This is a genomic window from Streptomyces sp. NBC_01439 (assembly GCF_036227605.1).
Taxonomy (GTDB): Bacteria; Actinomycetota; Actinomycetes; order Streptomycetales; family Streptomycetaceae; genus Streptomyces.
Map to the genome: position 1 here is coordinate 1,980,107 of NZ_CP109487.1, position 15,769 is coordinate 1,995,875.

Consider the following 15,769-nt stretch of genomic DNA (forward strand, 5'->3'; position numbering starts at 1 on the left):
GTACGGTGGCCGCGGTTCACCCCGGCCGGCCCCGGCCGCTCAGCTCGTCGCCGAGCGGGCTGCGGCGGTAGAGGACCTGCCGTCCGTCGCGCGCCCGGGAGAGGAGGCCGGTGGCGTACAACACGCCCAGGTGCTGGGAGACTGCGCTCGCGGTGACCCCGAGGCGACGGGCCAGCTCGACGGTGGGCAGCGGCTCGTCGAGCAGGTCGAGCAGTCTCGCCTTGGGCGCGCCCAACAGGGACACCAGGGCGGCCGGGTCGGCGACGGGCTCGCGCACCCAGAGGGTCGCCACGCCGCGGCTCGGGTACGCCAGCGTCGGCGCCTCCTCGGGACTGACCGGGGGCGCGGGCTTGTGCGCGAACACGGACGGCAGAAGGAGCAGCCCGCGGCCGGACGCCACGACGCGGTGCCGGCTGATCATCTGCCCGATGTGCAGCACGCCGTCCTGCCACCGCAGGTTCGGGTGGATGTCGGCGAAGAGGAGGCGGGCTCCGCCCATGGCCAGCCGCCGCGCACGGTAGGTCATGTCGGCCTCCAGCAAGAGGCGCATCCGCGGCCACATCGGCTGGACGGCGATCTCCCAGTACCGGCGCAGCAGCGCGCAGAGGTCGTCGCGGAGGGCGACGACGGGCCCGTCGTCGGGAGCGAGGGCGGCGAGCAGCGGGGTGGGGAGCGGGTCCGGGTCGTGCGCGGCCAGCAGGTCGCGGCGGACCAGGTCGGGGGGTGTCCGGCCGACGGCGGCCAGTTCCTCCTCGAAGGAGGGCGCGAAGCTCGTGGGGCGCGGGGTGAGGAAGTCGGGCAGGGTGCGCCGTACCGCGACCACGGACATCAACAGCTCGGTGTCGAGCCCGCCGAGGCCGTCGAGGCCGTCGAGCGCGTCCAGTGCGCCGAGGACCGACCTGCGCCACGGGAGGTGCAGGGCGGAGAGCCCGGGCTCGCGCAGCACGCGCAGGCTGAGCACGGTCTCGTACAGGGGTGAGAGCGCGAACCGGGTGTCGGCGAGGTCCTCGACGCCGAGTTCGAAGCTGATCATGAAGGCATACGCTACATCGATTGTCGCGGGCGGGGACGTGCCGTGAACTCCCCCCATGACAACTCCCTGCACGACGGGCGCCGTTCACCGCGGGTCCGGGATGAGCCGCTGGTTGCTCCTGCTCCTCACCCTGACCTGCGCCGTCGGCGTGGGCACCGTCTACTTCCCGCAGGCGGTCAGCCCGCTGGTCGTCACGGCCCTGGGCGCGTCGCCCGGCTCCGCCGCCCTGGTGGTGACCGCGGTGCAGATCGGCTACACGGCCGGGATCTTCCTGCTGGTGCCGCTCGGCGACCGGCTCCCGCACCGCCCGTTCCTCGTCACCCTGCTCGCCCTGACCGGAACCGGCCTGCTGGCCGCGGGCTGCGCGCCGGGGCTGGCGCCGCTCCTCGCCGCCGCGGCCGTCGTCGGTGTGACGACCGTGGCCGCGCAGGTCATCGGTCCGCTGGCGGCCGGTCTGGTGGCCGCCGACCGCCGGGGAGCCGTACTGGGCACCCTGCTGAGCGGTTCGACCGGCGGCATGCTGCTGGCCCGCACCTTCGGCGGCGCGCTCGGTGAGTGGCTGGGGTGGCGGGCCCCCTACCTGGCGGCCGGGGCCGTGGCCCTGCTGCTGGCGGCCGTCCTGGCCCGCGCCCTGCCGATCACCGTCCCGACGTCGCGCCGACCGTACCCGGCTCTGCTGGCCGAGCCGCTGCGCCTGCTGCGCACCGAGCCGGAACTGCGCCGTTCCTGCCTCTACCAGGCGGCGGTCTTCGGCGCCTTCTCGGCGGTCTGGACCTGCCTGGCGCTGCTGCTCACCGGCCCGGCGTACGGCCTGGGCGCCCACGCGGTGGGGATGCTCGCCCTGGTGGGCGCGGTGACGATGCTGTGCACCCCGTACGCCGGGCGCCTGGTGGACCGCGCGGGAGCGGACCGGGTGAACCTCGTCTGCCTGCTCGGGGTGCTCGTCTCGGCGGCGGTCCTCGCGGCGGGCGCCGGCGGCGGGGCGGCGGGACTGGCCGCGCTGACGGGCGGCACGCTGCTGCTCGACGTCGCGATGCAGTCCGGCACGGTCGCCAACCTGGCCCGGGTGTACGCCGTGCGGCCCGATGCCCGCAGCCGGCTCAACACCGCGTACATGACCTGCGCCTACCTGGGCGGCAGCGGCGGGTCCTGGCTGGGCGTACGGATCTACGACCGGGCCGGCTGGCAGGGCGTGTGTGCGCTCGTGGCGCTGTTGGCCGTGATCGCCCTGGCCCGGCACCTCGTGGCGCCGCACGGGCGCGGGCCGGACGCACGACAGGCGGGGGGCGATGGGCGGGGCGCCCCGCCGCCGGTCGGCGTCGGGGGCCCGCCCACCGCCGCCCCGCCTGTCGGATCAGCCGGTCGAACGGTGTAGCGGTGTAGCGGGTGGTGAGACGGATCAGACCGCCGGCACCGGGTAGGTCGGGTACTCGACGCCGGACACGTGCTGGACCACACGGATGACCTGGCAGGAGTAGCCGAACTCGTTGTCGTACCAGAGGTAGAGGATGGCGTTGTCGCCGTCCACCTTGGTGGCGCCCGCGTCGACGATCGAGGCGTGGCGCGAGCCGACGAAGTCCATGGAGACCGCGTCGGGAGCCGTGGTGAAGTCGATCTGGCGCTTGAGCGGCGAGTGCAGCGAGACGTCGCGGAGGTAGTCGAGGACCTCTTCGCGGGTGGTCTCACGGCCCAGGCGCAGGCTCAGGATGGCGATCGAGACGTCCGGGACGGGGACGCGGATCGAGCTGCCGGTGATCGGCGCCTTGAGGTCGGGCAGCGCCTTGGCGACGGCGGAGGCGGCGCCGGTCTCGGTGATGACCATGTTCAGCGGCGCGGAGCGGCCACGGCGGTCGGCCTTGTGGTAGTTGTCCAGCAGGTTCTGGTCGTTCGTGAACGAGTGGACGGTCTCCACGTGGCCGCGCAGGACACCGTACTCGTCGTCCATCGCCTTGAGCGGCGGAACGATCGCGTTGGTGGTGCAGGAGGCGCAGGACAGGATCTGCTCGTCCGGCTTGATGGTGTCGTGGTTGACGCCGTGGACGATGTTCGGGACGTCGCCCTTGCCCGGGGCGGTCAGCACGACCTTGTCGATGCCGGGGCGCAGGTGCTTGGACAGACCCTCGCGGTCGCGCCACTTGCCCGTGTTGTCGATGAGGATGGCGTCCTTGATGCCGTACTCGGTGTAGTCCACCTCGGACGGGTCGTTCGCGTAGATCACCTTGATGGCGTTGCCGTTGGCGATGATCGTGCTGTTCGCCTCGTCGACGGTGATCGTGCCCTGGAACTGGCCGTGGATCGAGTCGCGGCGCAGCAGCGAGGCGCGCTTGACCAGGTCGGCCTCGCCGCCCCCGCGGACGACGACGGCGCGCAGGCGCAGTCCGTTGCCGGAGCCGGCCTTCTCGATCAGCAGGCGGGCGACGAGGCGACCGATGCGGCCGAAGCCGTACAGGACGACGTCGCGGCCCTCGCTGCGCTCGATCTTGTTCGCGCCGGTGGCGCCGGCGACGGCCTCGGCGGTGAACTCGGCGACCGACAGGCCCCGGTCGTCGCTCTTGTAGTCCGCGGCGAGCATGCCGATGTCGATCTGGGACGGGCCGAGATCGAGCGTGGTGAGCACCTGCAGGAACGGCAGCGTCTCGGTGACCGAGAGCTCCTCACCGGCTATCTGCCGGGCGAAGCGGTGGGTCTTGAGGATGCTGACCACCGACTTGTTCACCAGGGAGCGGCTGTGGAGCAGGATCGTGACGTCCCGCTCCCGGTGCAGCTTCCCGATGATCGGGATCATCGACTCCGCGATCTCTTCGCGGTTCTTCCAGCTGGTGAACGAGTCCTCATTGACAGTCACAGGATTATCTTTCGAGCTAGGCGGTGCTCATATGCTAACCCGCCGCCATTTTGGTCACTTAAGCGGTACCCACCGTGTCGGGAACGGGCACTATGTGACATGAATTTGTACGTTTTTTCAATGGTTTGCCGAGAGAGCGTGCTTCAGAACCTGCGGCGGAGCCGCATCCCGAGCGGGCGGCCGTCCGGGTCGACGAGCACGTGGTGCAACGGGGCGACGAGGAGCCGCTGCGTCACGGCGAGCTCCGGGGGCACGTACCGGCGCAGCCGGCCGGGCGGCCGGGGGCCGGGGCGGCCGCTCTCGTGCCAGGCGTCCAGGGCCCGCGCGCTCGCGGCGAAGGCGTCGAAGGCGGACACCGGGTCGCACAGCTCGTCCGCCGCCCCGGCCCCGGTGTGCTCGCGCATGAGTTCCAGGCGCAGCTCCCGGGCGAAGGCGCGGGCGCCGTCTCCGAGACCGCCCGGGTCGGCCGGCCGCCTCGGGTCCGGGCGCTCGTCGTACACGGCGCAGCCGAGCTCCGAATCGTGCGTCCACGAACGGAGGTTGACGTTGTCGGAGCCGACCGAGGCCCACACGTCGTCGATCACGCACACCTTGGCGTGGACGTAGACCGGTGTTCCCGCCCGGTTCTCCAGCCCGTACACCGCGACCCGGTCGCCGCCGGCCCGGCGCAGTTCCTCCAGGGCGTTGATCCGTCCGATCAGGTTCATGGGCAGTGTGAGCCGGCCGGCCTGCTCCGGGACGGTGGGGACGACCCCGATCAGCCGGAGCCCCGGGTGCCCGGCCAGCGCCCGGGCGAAGCAGTCCACCACCCGGGGGGACCAGAGGTACTGGTCCTCCAGGTAGACCAGTACCCGGGCCCGGCGCAGCGCCTTGGTGTACCCGCGGGCGATGCTGCGCTCTCCGTCGGGGGCGAAGGGATAGCCGTACAGGAGACGGTTCGGATAGGTCCGCAGCAGTTGGACGGTGTGCGTGCCACAGGACTGCGGGTCGGGTGTCTGCGGTGGCAGCCGGTCCGCACTGACGTCCTCGCGGTGCATCAGCTGCCGCAGCCGGGTGAGCGGGCTCCGGCTGAGCGGAGCCGGGTCCTCCCACCGCTCGCGGAAGACGGCCTCGACGTCACCGACCACCGGCCCGCGCAGGGCGAGCTGGACGTCGTGCCAGGGCGGGTGCGGCCCGTAGGCGGCGGCCAGGGGCAGCGACTGGCGGTCACCGCGGTGCGAGGAGTCGTCGTTGCGGTTGCGACAGAGGTCTATCCCTCCGACGTAGGCGACGTCCAGCTCCGGGCGGTCGCGGTGGCGTAGCACCACCAGTTTCTGGTGGTGGGAGCCTCCGGGCCGCACCCTCATGTCGAGCAGGCACTCACCGCCGGCCCGTGCGATCTCCTGGCCGAAGCGGAGGTTCTCTTCTTGGCTGAAGTGAAGACCGTCCAGGTGCGAACGCCACAGCAGGCCCTTGACGAGGACGCCGCGCTCGGCCGCCCGGCACAGCACGGAGCCGACCTCCGTGCCGGGTCCGTCGAGCCGCTCTTCGGGATCGCCGCGCCAGTCGGTGAACAACAGCAGATCGCCCGGACCCGTCGCGCGGACGGCCGCGAGGAGCTCCGCGAAGTAGACGGCGCCGTGGACCAGGGGCCGTACGTGGTTGCCCGTGGACCAGGCCGCGCCGTCGTGGCGGCGCCGGTCCAGGCGCGTCGCCCGGTTGCCGCGCTCAGCGGGGAGCAGGAGCCAGTCGGCGTGTGTCACGGTACCGGCTCCCCGGCCGCGCGCTACCAGGAGTGACGGCGGTCATCTGGTCCTCCGATCACGCCGGTGCACCGCAGTTCCAGGCTAGCCGCCGCCGGACGGCGCGGCGCCCTCACGTCACGGGTTCGACGGGGGCACCGCGGCCGGCCGGGGCTTGCGGGACGGCTCCCCCGCGCACGCCGCGCGTCCCCCGGAAGACGACGTCGGCCATCCGCCGCTCCGGGCCGCTCCGGCGCAGGTAGCGGTAGCCGAGGAAGGCCGCCGGGCCGAAGAACACCTGGGCCGGGACGAGCGTCGGCGCCTGATCGGTGGCCGCGGCGAGGACCTGCAGCGTCGCGACCGGGGCCACCGCACCGAAGAGGGTGACCAGCGCGATCCCGGTCCGCAGTCCCCGTTTCCCGTACGCCTTGTAGGCGGTGGTGGTGAACAGGGCGTACGCCAGCAGGTCGCCCATGCCGACCACCGCCCCCAGTTCCTCGCCGATGCGCAGGCCCGCGGCGGGGGCGTACGGATACCCCTGGACGGCTTCGGACAGCTGCTGGGTCAGTGGTACGACCCAGGCGAAGAAGGCGTCGTACGCGGTGAGCGCGAGCAGGAACCACGCGACGTTCTTCAGCCGCATGCCCCCCCTGCACGTTGAGGTTCGTGGCGGAGACGACGATCAGCGCGACGACGGCGCTGTTCGCCACCCAGTACGGCGGCGCGGTCTCGCCGAAGGCCCGGTGCGCGACGAGGACGCTCGCGATCAGTACGGCGATCAGCGCCCGGCGCAGCCGGCCGTTCCCGATCAGTGGCTGGTAGCCGACGGACAGCCCGCCCGCGAAGACGAGGGCGAGCACCACCGGGAGGACCGCTCCGGGCAACGTCAGGTAGATGTAGGGCAGTGCCAGGACGAAGCCCATCATCAGGAAGATGTCGCTGCCGTTGAAGACGCCGACGGGCGGCCTCGGGGTGCGGACGACGCGGAAGTAGGCGATCGCCCCGGCGCACACGCCGACCGCCCGGGCGATGGTGACCGCGAGCTGGAAGAAGACGCTCACGCGTGGCTCCGGGTGAAGGTGTGCTCCGACAGGTCGCAGCGCAGGGGGAAGAGGCGCGCGGCCTCCTCCTCGTCCACCGGCAGGACCGTGACGCGGGCGTCGACGCCCTGGGCCCGCAGCCGCTCGGCCACCGCCACTTCGGTGACCTCCTTGGAGGCGACCTCCACGTGGAGCCGGCCGTCGGCCCCGACCTCCGCCCGGTGGCTGGCGCAGCGGGAACGGCAGGCCGGGCGTGCCGTCCAGCGCCTCCAGGACGTCGCGCGGGGTGACGATGCCGTCGATGGTGCGGTGCAGGGTGCCCGCCTTGCCGAGGACGTGGGAGACGGCGGGCACGGCCGCCAACTCGCAGTCCGGCGGGCCCTCCAGGGTGCGGACCACGTCGCCGGTGTTGTAGCGCAGGACCGGCATGCACTCCCGGTAGGGGAAGTAGGGGGTGACCGTCAGTTCGCCCAGTCGGCCGGGGGCGGCGGGCTCGCCGGTCGCCAGGTCGAGGACCTCGGTGTAGCCCGTGTTGGGGTCGATGTGGAGGTGCCGCTCGCTACAGGTGCGTCCGCCGACCGGCAGCAGTTCGGTCATGCCGAAGGCGTCGCCGACGGTCGGGGCCCCGAAGGTCTCGCGCAGGACCTCCGACAGGCGTCGCGACAGCATCTCCCCGCCGACGTAGATCGCGCGCAGCGCGAAGTCGTCGGGTCCGTAGCCGCGCCGCCGGGCGGCGGTGACCATCTGACCGAGGTAGCTGGGGTTGCCGGTGAGGATGGTGGGCCGGGCGCCGCCTCCCGGGCCCAGCAGGTGCTCGACGGACTCGTCCGGCGGGATCTGTCCCACGACGTGGCACGAGGCGTTGGCGAGCCGGCAGACCTCGACGTCCTCCTGCACGGCGGTCCCCACTAGGGGCGTCTTGTCGGTCGGGCCGGGCACGCCGAGCCCGGCAGGCCACGCGGCAGGACCCGCGGCCGGAGTGCCGACGGAGGGTGACCGTGCCACGCTGAATCGGGGGAACGCCGACTCCGGCACGCCGGACCGGCTCTGCCATCGAGGAGATCGACATGGCCAGTGACGCCAGCAGTTCCCGGACCAGTCAATCGCAGCCCAGCTCCTGGACTGCACCCACATCGGGTACGACCATCACGGCGGGCGCCCTGATGGTCTTCGCGGGCGCGATGGCGATCTTCGAAGGGATCGCGGCACTCGCCAGGGACGACCTGTTCGTCGTGACGCGGCACTACGTGTTCGAGTGGAGCGTGACCGGCTGGGGCTGGGTCCACCTGATCCTGGGCATCGTCCTCGTCCTCGCCGGCTGCGCCGTGTTCACCGGAGCCCTGTGGGCGCGCTTCTTCGGCGTGGCCATAGCCGGCCTCGGCGCGATCGCCAACTTCCTGTGGCTGCCGTACTACCCGTGGTGGGCCGTGATCCTGATCGCCGTCAACCTGTTCGTGGTCTGGGCGCTGTGTGCGGGCATGCAACGGGAGGCCGATGCGGGCATGACCGCCTGACCTCGGCCGGAGCACCCGGGGAAGGACCGAAAACGATCGAAGGGCCGCTTCGGATTCCTCCGAAGCGGCCCTTCGACCTACGACTCTCACGAGTCGGGACGACAGGATTTGAACCTGCGACCCCTTGACCCCCAGTCAAGTGCGCTACCAAGCTGCGCCACGTCCCGATGCGCGCTGACCTGGGGTTTCCCCTGGTTGAACGCGCAGGAGAACGATACCGCACTTCGTGGGGTGGTTGCGCGCACCTTTTCCACGTCCGGTCCGTGCGGCCGTGTCGCCGGCTTCAGCCCGGGTCCACGGTCAGCTCCGGATGGGCGGCGATCAGGCGCTTGGGAGCGGCCTGGAGCCAGGAGTCGGTCAGGATGGTGCGCAGCTCGGCCGCGTTCCGCACGGCCGCGAGCCGGACCCGGATCCAGGCGTAGCGGTCGTCGTGGCCCGCCCGCAAGAAGAACTTCTCCGGCTCCGCCGCGATCAGCTCGGCCCGGTCCTCCTTGGGGCACTTCACCCCGATCGAGGTGTCGTCGTCGGCGAGCGAGACGAAGATCTTCCCGCCCACCCGGAAGGTCGGCATGCCCCAGGCGGGCTTCTCGCTGCTGTCCGGAAGCGACAGTGCGATCAGGCGGACGTCCCGTGCGGTCACGGCCATCCCGGTTCTCCTCTCCAACCACCGGTGAACCCTTGTCCGAACGACCGTAGCCCCCGGCACCGACAGACCCGCTCACCCCCGCCGGTCCTCCCGCTCGTGCACCAGCGCCACCAGGTCCGCGGCGAGCTCCTTCACCGCGGCGAGTCCCTCCGTGCCCCACTTGCGGGGCACCACGTCCACCGCGCACACCGTGCCCAGGACGATCCCGCGCCGGTCCGTCAGCGGCGCGCCCGCGTACGACCGCACTCCGCTCTCGTCCACCACCGCGTTGCCCGCGAAGCGTGCGAAGTCCCGCACGTCCTCCAGTACCAGTGCCCGCCGGCGCACCACCACGTGCGGGCAGTAGCCGTGGTCGCGGGCCAGCACCCGCGCCGGGTACCCGCTCGCCGGGGCCCCGGCGGCGTGGTGCAGCCCGGCGAAGAACTGGCGTTCCTCGCCGATGAAGTTCACCCCCGCGTACGGTGCGCCGAGCGCGTCGGCGACGCGCCTCGCGAAGGCGTCCAGTTCGGCGTCCGTACGCTCCCCCAGGCCCAGCTCGCGCAGCCGGACCGCACGTGCGGGTGCCTCCCGGTCGACCGGCGTGAGCAGCAGGTGTCCGTTCGATTCGTAGTACGTCATGGCGGTTCCCCCGACTCCGAAGACGAAGAGCTGACCGTGGACATGCAGATCAGGTGCCGGACGAGGGCGGCCAGCGTCCCCGTCCCGGAGCTCGCCAGGCGCGCGTCGCACCGTACGACGGGCACCTCGGGCCCGAGCCCCACCGCTTCGCGGACCTCGTCGGGCCCGTAGCGGTGACCGTCGTCGAACTCGTTGACGGCGACGATGAAGCCGATCCCGCGCCGCTCGAAGAAGTCCACGGCGGGGAAGCAGTCCTCCAGTCGGCGGGTGTCGGCGAGCACCACCGCCCCGAGCGCGCCCGCGCACAGCTCCTCCCAGAGGAACCAGAAGCGGTGCTGTCCCGGAGTGCCGAAGAGGTAGAGCACGTGGCGCTCGTCCAGGGTGATCCGGCCGAAGTCGAGCGCGACGGTCGTCGTGGTCTTCTCCTGGACCCCGTGCAGCGGGTCGAAGCCCGCACCGAGTCCGCTGAGGAGTTCCTCCGTGCTCAGCGGTTCGATCTCGCTCACCGCGCCCACGAAGGTGGTCTTGCCCGCCCCGAAACCGCCCGCGACCAGGATCTTCAAGGTCGCGGGCGGAGCTCCGGCGGCCAGGGCTGGAGCGGGGGCCGGGGCCGGGGCGTCACAGTCGTTTACGTAGGCCATCGAGCACCGCCAGGAGCAGGGACCGGTCGTCGGCGGCGCACGAGTTCCCGCCCGGGAACCGCGGCGCCTGCGCCATGACGGCCCCGTGTTCCATCAGATCGGACAGCAACACCTTCACCACGACGGCGGGCAGCCGCAGCTGCCCGGCCACCTCGGCGACGGTGACGGTGGTGGCGCCCGCGCACATCCGCAGGGCGAGCGTGTGCTCCGCCCCGAGCGGAACGTGCGGCCGCACCCCGGTCGCGCTCACCAGCGAGAGCAGGTCGAGCGTGCAGCCCGGCCTGGTCCGCCCCCCGCTGGCGGTGTAGGGACGCATCACGCGGCCCGCCGAATCGTCGAGCCACGGTGTGTCCCGTCCCTTCGCGTACGCCCCCGTCCCGCGGGCCCTCATCGCTCCGTGTCGGCGACGGGCCGCCGCGGCGAGGCCGCGAGGTACGGACGTACGCTCTTGACCAGCATCGCCATCTCGTAGCCGAGCACCCCGGCGTCGGCCTCCCGGTCGGCGAGGACGGCGAGACAGGTTCCGGATCCGGCCGCGGAGACGAAGACCAGCGCACTGTCGAGTTCGACCACGACCTGCCGCACCTCGGCGCCGTCCGCGAAGCGGGCCCCTGCGCTGCGGCCCAGGGAGTACAGCCCGGAGGCGAGCGCGGCCATGTGGTCGGCGCTGTCGGCATCCATCCCGTGGACGCAGGTCACGAGCCCGTCGGCGGTGAGGAGTACGGCGCTTCGCGTGTACGGCACGCGCTGCACCAGGCCGCTGAGCAGCCAGTCGAGGTCAGAGAGCCGGCCGCCGGTCTTCGTCGCCACTTCGCCGCCCATGGGGGTGCGCTCCTTGCTGATGGGGTGAGGGGTCGGGGTCATACCTGGTTCTCCGACTGGGCCAGGCCGAAGCCCCGTTGGAAGGCGGCCATCAGGCCCGGGTCGTGCACCGGCTGCTCGGGGTCCGCGGCCCGCCGGGGGGCGGGGGCCCCGCGCAGCTGGGGCGCGAGGTGCTCCTGAGCGCGGCGCCGGGGCAGCCGCGGCCGGTCGCCCGTGGCGGGCCTGCCCGGTGCGGAATCGGCCGCGGGCACCGGTCCGGGCGCCGGGGCCGGCTCCGGCGCCGACCAGGCCACCGCTCCGGTCGGCGCATCCGGCACGGAACCGACCCGGGGATCTGCCGCGGGCGCCGACCAGGACACCGCCCCGGACCCGTCCGTCGCCCCGGACCGGGGTGCGGGCAGGGACGCGGGGCGGGGCTGGGGCCGAGGCTCCGGCCGGGGGCGGGGCACGGGCCGGGACGCGGGTTCCGACGGGGTCGCCGCTCCGGGCCCGGGCCGGGTGCCGGCGCCGGCCACGGGCACGGACACGTAGGCGTGGGCGGGGGCGGACGGGGCGTGGGACGGCGATGCGGGTGCGGGGTGCGGCTCGGGGTGGTGCGGGGCCCCGGCCCCCGGGCCCTCGGAAGCCTGCCTGGCCTCCGGCCGGGACGTCGGCAGGGGCGTCCGTACCGGCTCCAGGGCGGGCATCGCAGACCCCTGCCCGGTCCCCCACGAGGTGGCCCGCGAGCCGCCCGCCGCGTCGGCCGCGGTGGGCGCCTCCGCGCCCAGCAGCTCCTGCGGCAGCACCAGCACGGCGAGCACGCCGCCGTAGATGTTGGACTTGAGCTCGACGGCGATCCCGTGCCGGCGGGCCAGCGCCGACACCACGAACAGGCCGATCCGGCCGTCCGCCAGCAGGTGCCGGACGCTGATCTGGTCGGGGTCGCCGAGCAGGGCGTTCATCCGGTGCTGCTCCTCGGCCGGCATGCCGAGTCCACGGTCCTCCACCTCGACCGCGATCCCGGCGGTGACCCGCTCGGCGCGCAACACCACATCGGTGTCGGGGGCGGAGAAGACCGTGGCGTTCTCGACGAGTTCGGCCAGCAGGTGCACCACGTCCGCGACGGCGTGCCCGCGGACGCTGCCGCCCGCCGGGGGCACGACCTTGACCCGGGTGTACTGCTCGACCTCCGCGACCGAGGAGCGGAGGACCTCGCTCAGGTCGATGGGCCTGGTCCACTGGCGGCGGGACGCCGCGCCGCCCAGCACGGCGAGGTTCTCGGCGTGCCGGCGGATGCGGGTGGCGAGGTGGTCGACGTGGAAGAGCTCCTTGAGCAGGTCCGGGTCCTCGACCGTGTCCTCCAGGTCGTCGAGCAGCGAGATCTCGCGGTGCACGAGGGACTGGAGCCGGCGCGCGAGGTTGACGAAGACCTCGACCTTGCGGTCGCTGTCGGTCGGGGCGGCCGGTCCGGCCAACCGCAGGAGGGTCGTGTGCGCCTGTTCACGGGCGCCCCGCAGTTCCTGGGAGAGCAGCCAGAACTCGTCCATCCCGGCCGGGTCCGCGCCGGGCAGCGGCGAACTCGGTCCACCGCGCACCGGGAGGGGCGGGTTCTCGCCCCGTTCCAGCCGGTCGGCGGCCGTGCGCAGCTCGCCCCGGCCGCGCACGCTGGAGCGGCGCAGCGCCTCGCACCGGTCCCGTACGGCTTTGGCGGCGCGCTGGGCCCCGAGCAGGGCCGCGGCGAGGGCGCCGACCACGAGGAGGGCGCAGCCGGTCAGTACCGGCCACAGCCGGGCGTCGCGGTCGCCGGCTCCCCCGCCGAGCTGGAGGGTGAAGATCACCGCGGCGGCGCCGCTGAGCCCGGCGGCGAGCGTGGGCAGCAGGGCGGCGCGCACCAACTGGGGGCGTATCTGCCGGGCGGGACCCGAGACGGCGTGTCTCGACGGGGCATGGCGGGCGGCGCGGAGTCCGGACATGTGCGTCCTCGGTACGTGGGGCCCGGCCCCCAGCGTTCCCGGGGCCCGGTGTTGATCACCGAATACCCACGCTAGACCCCATCGCAGCACCCCGGAGCGCCAGTTGGCGAACTTCGCGGGGGTGCTTCCCGCTCCCGGTGGAGCGCTCGTACAGCAGCCCGAATGCGCCGGTCGGCCCCCTGGGACCACCCCGGCGGCGCCCCTCGGCAGCCGTCACCACACCGCTGGAGAAACCGAGTTGGGCGTCCGCCGGGCGGTCCGCACCGGTGGACGGGAGCCCGCTCGCCGCGCGCCAACGCCTCAGAGCATCCGCTCGGCTGTCGCCGCCCGGGTGCGCAGCGCGTCGGCCTCCTCGTGCCGGCCCCAGGCAGCCAGGATCCGCGCCCGGTATTCCATCGCGTACCCGTCGCCCAGTTCTTCGGCGCGCAGGAACGCCTGGACGGCCCGCTCCAGGTCACCGCAGTCCCGGAAGGCCACGCCCAGCGCGGTGATCGGGAACGCCTCGTCCTGCGCAAGGACGACCGGAGCCCAACGCTCGACACCAGCCGCATCGCCACGGTCGAGCGCCTGCTTGACGAGGCCCAGCATGGCGTCCGGATCGCCGAGCACCGCGGCCTTCTCCCAGATCACCTGCGCGCGGTTCGCGTCACCGGCCACCGCGTGCAACATTCCCAGGTTGAAGCCGGCAACCGCGTTCCCGGCCGCCCATGCCCGGCCCCACCAGTGCAGCGCGCCGTCCCGGTCACCCTTCGCGTGCAGGCCCGCCGCCAGGTTCCCCATCGCCACGTCGTCACCCAGCTCCGCCGCAGTAGTCAGCTCGGCCAGCTTCTCGTCCGACTCCGACCGCCGGCGGAACCACCGAGCCATCAGCAACCACCCCCGCAGCACAACTGCACCGACCCCCGGAATTGCGGGCGGCGAACACCTCTCACCCGGCGATCATGCCAGCCCATGGCCCGGACGGCTCGCGCGAGGGCGGCCCGCCGGGTCAACGAGGTCGACCCCGCCCTGCTCCGGGCGGACGTACTCGGCCACTCGTCCCGGGCGACCGGACCCGACGATCGGCGCCCAGCACTCAGCTCGCCGAGTGAAGCGCTCACCCGCCAACTGAAGAGCTCGATCAGAACCGGTGTGACTGATTCCCAATCGTCGTGGTCAAGCAGTCGGAGTGGTGCGGGAAGGCGAGCTGATGGTCAGGGACGCACGCCGTGGCGATCCTCTGTGCCGACGCCGAGAACGGCTCGAGCAGCCGCCAGACGCTCCCTGGACTCGGCTATCCACTCTTCGCCCATATCGAGCGGGACTGAGACGACGATCTGGGTGCTGGGCCCGTCATGGACTTCGACCACGTAGGGGTCGTCGGCAATGAATCGGAGGTAGGCCGTGCGGCCGGATCGGGGCCAGTCCGCCATGAACGGCTCGTCGAGGTCGGCCTCCTGCTCGTTCTCCTCGAGGGCGTCCAGAAGCCGACCCCAGTCCGAGAGGTCCTCGGAGTCGAACCCGAGATGGACGGTTCCGTTCACGAAGCCGCTTGTGACGACGGCTTCCGCGTCGTAGTACCGGACGCCCAGGCTTTCGAGCGATGGGCTTCGCCGATCCGGGCGGCGTACTGGGACCGCTGCGGCCGGCTTGCCGAACCGCTGACCGCCGACTCAGGAGGACGCCGGTTCGCGTACCAGCATCCAAATGATCGCCGGGCATCGGCGTGGGGGATCAGGCCGGGGCGCGCAGCCCCGCCAGGAGGCGGTCGAGCGCCTGTTCCGCGGCCTGCGGGTCTCCGCCCCGTGCGATCCAGAGCGCGGCCTCGTTCATCGCTCCCGAGAGCAGCCGGGCGAGGGGCTCCACCGGCTGATCGGCGATGATCCCGGCCGCGGCGAGCGCCGCCAGGGCCTCTGCGAGGTGCCGGGCGGAGGACTCCTCGTCCATGGTCCGCCACTCGTCCCAGCCCAGCACGATGGGCGCGTCGACCAGCAGGATCTGCCGCACCGCCGGGTCGGTCCCCGCTGCCAGGAAGGACCGGCAGCCGGCACGGAGCTGCTCCCAGAGGTCCTCGTACTGCCCGGCCTCGGCCGCGACCCGCTGTCCGAGTTCCTGCTGGACCTCGGCGACGACGGCCCGGAAGAGCCCCTCCTTGCTGTCGAAGTGGTGGTAAGCGGCCCCCTTGGTGACACCGGCGGCCCGCGCCACCTCGGCCAGCACCACGTGGTGGTAGCCGTCGGCGGCGAACCGCCGCTGCCCTTCGGCCAGCAGCGCCCGCCGCGTGGCCGCCCGCTGCTCCGCCCTGGAGACCGCCATCGCGCTCATCACCCTTCCCATTTCACATACCGAGGGTATGCTAACGCCAGAATTCACATACCCCGGGTATGCGAAATGGAGCTGAAAGGACCCTGCCATGACGAACGAACCCACGGCCCCGCCCACGACCGGACTCGGCAGCTTCTACCCCGTGCTCGCCACCCGAGACGTGGCGGCCTCCCGCGACTTCTATACCCGTCACTTCGGCTTCGAGGTGACCTTCGCGGCGGACTGGTACGTGAGTCTGCGCCGCCCCGACGCCCCGCAGTACGAACTGGCCCTCCTCGACCACGCCCACCCGACCGTCCCCGAGGGCCACCGGGCAGCGCTCCGCGGCGGCCTGCTGCTGAACTTCGAGGTGGACGACGCGGACTCGGAGCACCAACGCCTCGTCGTCGAAGCCGGCCTGCCCGAAGTGCTCCCGCTCCGCACGGAAGATTTCGGCCAGCGCCACTTCATCGTTGCCGCCCCTGACGGCGTGCTGATCGACGTCATCACCGTCGTACCGCCCGACGAGGAGTACGCCGCCCAGTACACCGACCCGCAGTTCCGGCAAGCGAGCTGATCCCCAGAAGGCGCGGGCAGGAGCCGGCCGGCTCTTGCCCCTCCCCCGTGCTGCCCTGCGGCCCGTCACGGCACGCC

The 15,769-nt window shown here is 72.7% G+C and carries 17 protein-coding genes, 1 tRNA gene and 2 pseudogenes; 4 read left to right on the forward strand and 16 right to left on the reverse strand.

What is annotated here, in order from left to right:
* Window positions 1–16 precede the first annotated feature (16 nt).
* Entirely contained in the window at window positions 17–1,033 is a 1,017-nt protein-coding gene (locus tag OG207_RS08650; protein WP_329097384.1) for an ArsR/SmtB family transcription factor, read from the reverse strand.
* Window positions 1,034–1,133: 100 nt separating this feature from the next.
* On the opposite strand from OG207_RS08650, the gene OG207_RS08655 reads away from it, so the two are divergent.
* Complete coding sequence (locus OG207_RS08655) at window positions 1,134–2,408, forward strand: MFS transporter (RefSeq protein WP_329097385.1); 1,275 nt, start codon at window positions 1,134–1,136, stop codon at window positions 2,406–2,408.
* Window positions 2,409–2,432: 24 nt separating this feature from the next.
* On the opposite strand, the gene OG207_RS08660 is transcribed toward OG207_RS08655, so the two are convergent.
* The 3 genes from OG207_RS08660 to OG207_RS08670 form a co-directional block, all read right to left on the reverse strand.
* On the reverse strand, window positions 2,433–3,878 hold the full coding sequence (locus OG207_RS08660; protein ID WP_329097386.1) for a glyceraldehyde-3-phosphate dehydrogenase: 1,446 nt from the start codon (window positions 3,876–3,878) through the stop codon (window positions 2,433–2,435).
* Window positions 3,879–4,021: 143 nt separating this feature from the next.
* Window positions 4,022–5,620 carry a phospholipase D family protein gene (locus OG207_RS08665; protein ID WP_329097387.1) on the reverse strand — a complete coding sequence of 533 codons (1,599 nt, stop codon included), beginning with the start codon at window positions 5,618–5,620 and terminating at the stop codon, window positions 4,022–4,024.
* A 112-nt stretch (window positions 5,621–5,732) separates the two neighbouring features.
* The gene (locus tag OG207_RS08670) at window positions 5,733–6,242 is read right to left on the reverse strand and encodes a hypothetical protein (RefSeq protein WP_329097388.1); all 510 of its coding nucleotides are present in this window, start codon (window positions 6,240–6,242) and stop codon (window positions 5,733–5,735) included.
* A gap of 23 nt (window positions 6,243–6,265) precedes the next feature.
* On the opposite strand from OG207_RS08670, the gene OG207_RS08675 reads away from it, so the two are divergent.
* Window positions 6,266–6,421: a hypothetical protein gene (locus OG207_RS08675; RefSeq protein WP_329097389.1), complete on the forward strand. Its 156-nt coding sequence runs from the start codon at window positions 6,266–6,268 to the stop codon at window positions 6,419–6,421.
* A 235-nt stretch (window positions 6,422–6,656) separates the two neighbouring features.
* On the opposite strand, the gene OG207_RS08680 is transcribed toward OG207_RS08675, so the two are convergent.
* On the reverse strand, window positions 6,657–6,827 hold the full coding sequence (locus OG207_RS08680; protein WP_329097390.1) for a hypothetical protein: 171 nt from the start codon (window positions 6,825–6,827) through the stop codon (window positions 6,657–6,659).
* 280 nt (window positions 6,828–7,107) lie between these two features.
* Window positions 7,108–7,773: pseudogene (locus tag OG207_RS44030) on the reverse strand (AMP-binding protein); the annotation flags it as partial.
* Here OG207_RS44030 and OG207_RS08685 point away from each other — a divergent pair.
* Window positions 7,707–8,153: a DUF7144 family membrane protein gene (locus tag OG207_RS08685; protein ID WP_329097391.1), complete on the forward strand. Its 447-nt coding sequence runs from the start codon at window positions 7,707–7,709 to the stop codon at window positions 8,151–8,153. The pseudogene OG207_RS44030 and the gene OG207_RS08685 overlap by 67 nt on opposite strands.
* A 93-nt stretch (window positions 8,154–8,246) precedes the next feature.
* On the opposite strand, the gene OG207_RS08690 is transcribed toward OG207_RS08685, so the two are convergent.
* The 10 genes and pseudogenes from OG207_RS08690 to OG207_RS08735 form a co-directional block, all read right to left on the reverse strand.
* A tRNA-Pro gene (locus OG207_RS08690) sits at window positions 8,247–8,320 on the reverse strand.
* Window positions 8,321–8,436: 116 nt separating this feature from the next.
* Window positions 8,437–8,799: an MmcQ/YjbR family DNA-binding protein gene (locus tag OG207_RS08695; protein ID WP_329097392.1), complete on the reverse strand. Its 363-nt coding sequence runs from the start codon at window positions 8,797–8,799 to the stop codon at window positions 8,437–8,439.
* Between the two features lie 72 nt (window positions 8,800–8,871).
* Window positions 8,872–9,417: a GAF domain-containing protein gene (locus OG207_RS08700; RefSeq protein WP_329097394.1), complete on the reverse strand. Its 546-nt coding sequence runs from the start codon at window positions 9,415–9,417 to the stop codon at window positions 8,872–8,874.
* Entirely contained in the window at window positions 9,414–10,058 is a 645-nt protein-coding gene (locus tag OG207_RS08705; protein ID WP_329097396.1) for a GTP-binding protein, read from the reverse strand. Before OG207_RS08705 ends, OG207_RS08700 begins: the two co-directional genes overlap by 4 nt.
* A complete protein-coding gene (locus tag OG207_RS08710) occupies window positions 10,036–10,449 on the reverse strand; it encodes a DUF742 domain-containing protein (protein WP_329097397.1) in 414 nt (137 codons plus the stop codon). The genes OG207_RS08705 and OG207_RS08710 overlap by 23 nt, the downstream gene beginning before the upstream one ends.
* Complete coding sequence (locus OG207_RS08715) at window positions 10,446–10,880, reverse strand: roadblock/LC7 domain-containing protein (protein WP_329107489.1); 435 nt, start codon at window positions 10,878–10,880, stop codon at window positions 10,446–10,448. The genes OG207_RS08710 and OG207_RS08715 overlap by 4 nt, the downstream gene beginning before the upstream one ends.
* Window positions 10,881–10,918: 38 nt before the next feature.
* Window positions 10,919–12,832, reverse strand: coding sequence for an ATP-binding protein (locus OG207_RS08720; RefSeq protein WP_329097400.1), 1,914 nt, complete (start codon window positions 12,830–12,832; stop codon window positions 10,919–10,921).
* Between the two features lie 300 nt (window positions 12,833–13,132).
* Window positions 13,133–13,699 (reverse strand): hypothetical protein, encoded by a 567-nt coding sequence (locus tag OG207_RS08725; RefSeq protein ID WP_329097403.1) that lies wholly within the window; start codon window positions 13,697–13,699, stop codon window positions 13,133–13,135.
* A 326-nt stretch (window positions 13,700–14,025) separates the two neighbouring features.
* Window positions 14,026–14,415: pseudogene (locus OG207_RS08730) on the reverse strand (DUF5959 family protein); the annotation flags it as partial.
* Window positions 14,416–14,545: 130 nt separating this feature from the next.
* Window positions 14,546–15,127, reverse strand: coding sequence for a TetR/AcrR family transcriptional regulator (locus OG207_RS08735; protein WP_402695558.1), 582 nt, complete (start codon window positions 15,125–15,127; stop codon window positions 14,546–14,548).
* A 97-nt stretch (window positions 15,128–15,224) separates the two neighbouring features.
* Here OG207_RS08735 and OG207_RS08740 point away from each other — a divergent pair, with 97 nt between their 5' ends.
* The gene (locus OG207_RS08740; protein ID WP_329097407.1) at window positions 15,225–15,692 is read left to right on the forward strand and encodes a VOC family protein; all 468 of its coding nucleotides are present in this window, start codon (window positions 15,225–15,227) and stop codon (window positions 15,690–15,692) included.
* The last annotated feature ends 77 nt before the right edge of the window (window positions 15,693–15,769 follow it).

Excerpts from the sequence above, each read along its gene's own strand:
- OG207_RS08650 (WP_329097384.1), bottom strand. The coding sequence starts at position 1,033 with ATGATCAGCTTCGAACTCGGCGTCGAGGACCTCGCCGACACCCGGTTC.
- OG207_RS08655 (WP_329097385.1), top strand. The coding sequence starts at position 1,134 with ATGAGCCGCTGGTTGCTCCTGCTCCTCACCCTGACCTGCGCCGTCGGC.
- OG207_RS08670 (WP_329097388.1), bottom strand. The coding sequence starts at position 6,242 with ATGCGGCTGAAGAACGTCGCGTGGTTCCTGCTCGCGCTCACCGCGTAC.
- OG207_RS08685 (WP_329097391.1), top strand. The coding sequence starts at position 7,707 with ATGGCCAGTGACGCCAGCAGTTCCCGGACCAGTCAATCGCAGCCCAGC.
- OG207_RS08695 (WP_329097392.1), bottom strand. The coding sequence starts at position 8,799 with ATGGCCGTGACCGCACGGGACGTCCGCCTGATCGCACTGTCGCTTCCG.
- OG207_RS08700 (WP_329097394.1), bottom strand. The coding sequence starts at position 9,417 with ATGACGTACTACGAATCGAACGGACACCTGCTGCTCACGCCGGTCGAC.
- OG207_RS08705 (WP_329097396.1), bottom strand. The coding sequence starts at position 10,058 with ATGGCCTACGTAAACGACTGTGACGCCCCGGCCCCGGCCCCCGCTCCA.
- OG207_RS08710 (WP_329097397.1), bottom strand. The coding sequence starts at position 10,449 with ATGAGGGCCCGCGGGACGGGGGCGTACGCGAAGGGACGGGACACACCG.
- OG207_RS08715 (WP_329107489.1), bottom strand. The coding sequence starts at position 10,880 with ATGGGCGGCGAAGTGGCGACGAAGACCGGCGGCCGGCTCTCTGACCTC.
- OG207_RS08720 (WP_329097400.1), bottom strand. The coding sequence starts at position 12,832 with ATGTCCGGACTCCGCGCCGCCCGCCATGCCCCGTCGAGACACGCCGTC.
- OG207_RS08725 (WP_329097403.1), bottom strand. The coding sequence starts at position 13,699 with ATGGCTCGGTGGTTCCGCCGGCGGTCGGAGTCGGACGAGAAGCTGGCC.
- OG207_RS08735 (WP_402695558.1), bottom strand. The coding sequence starts at position 15,127 with ATGGCGGTCTCCAGGGCGGAGCAGCGGGCGGCCACGCGGCGGGCGCTG.
- OG207_RS08740 (WP_329097407.1), top strand. The coding sequence starts at position 15,225 with ATGACGAACGAACCCACGGCCCCGCCCACGACCGGACTCGGCAGCTTC.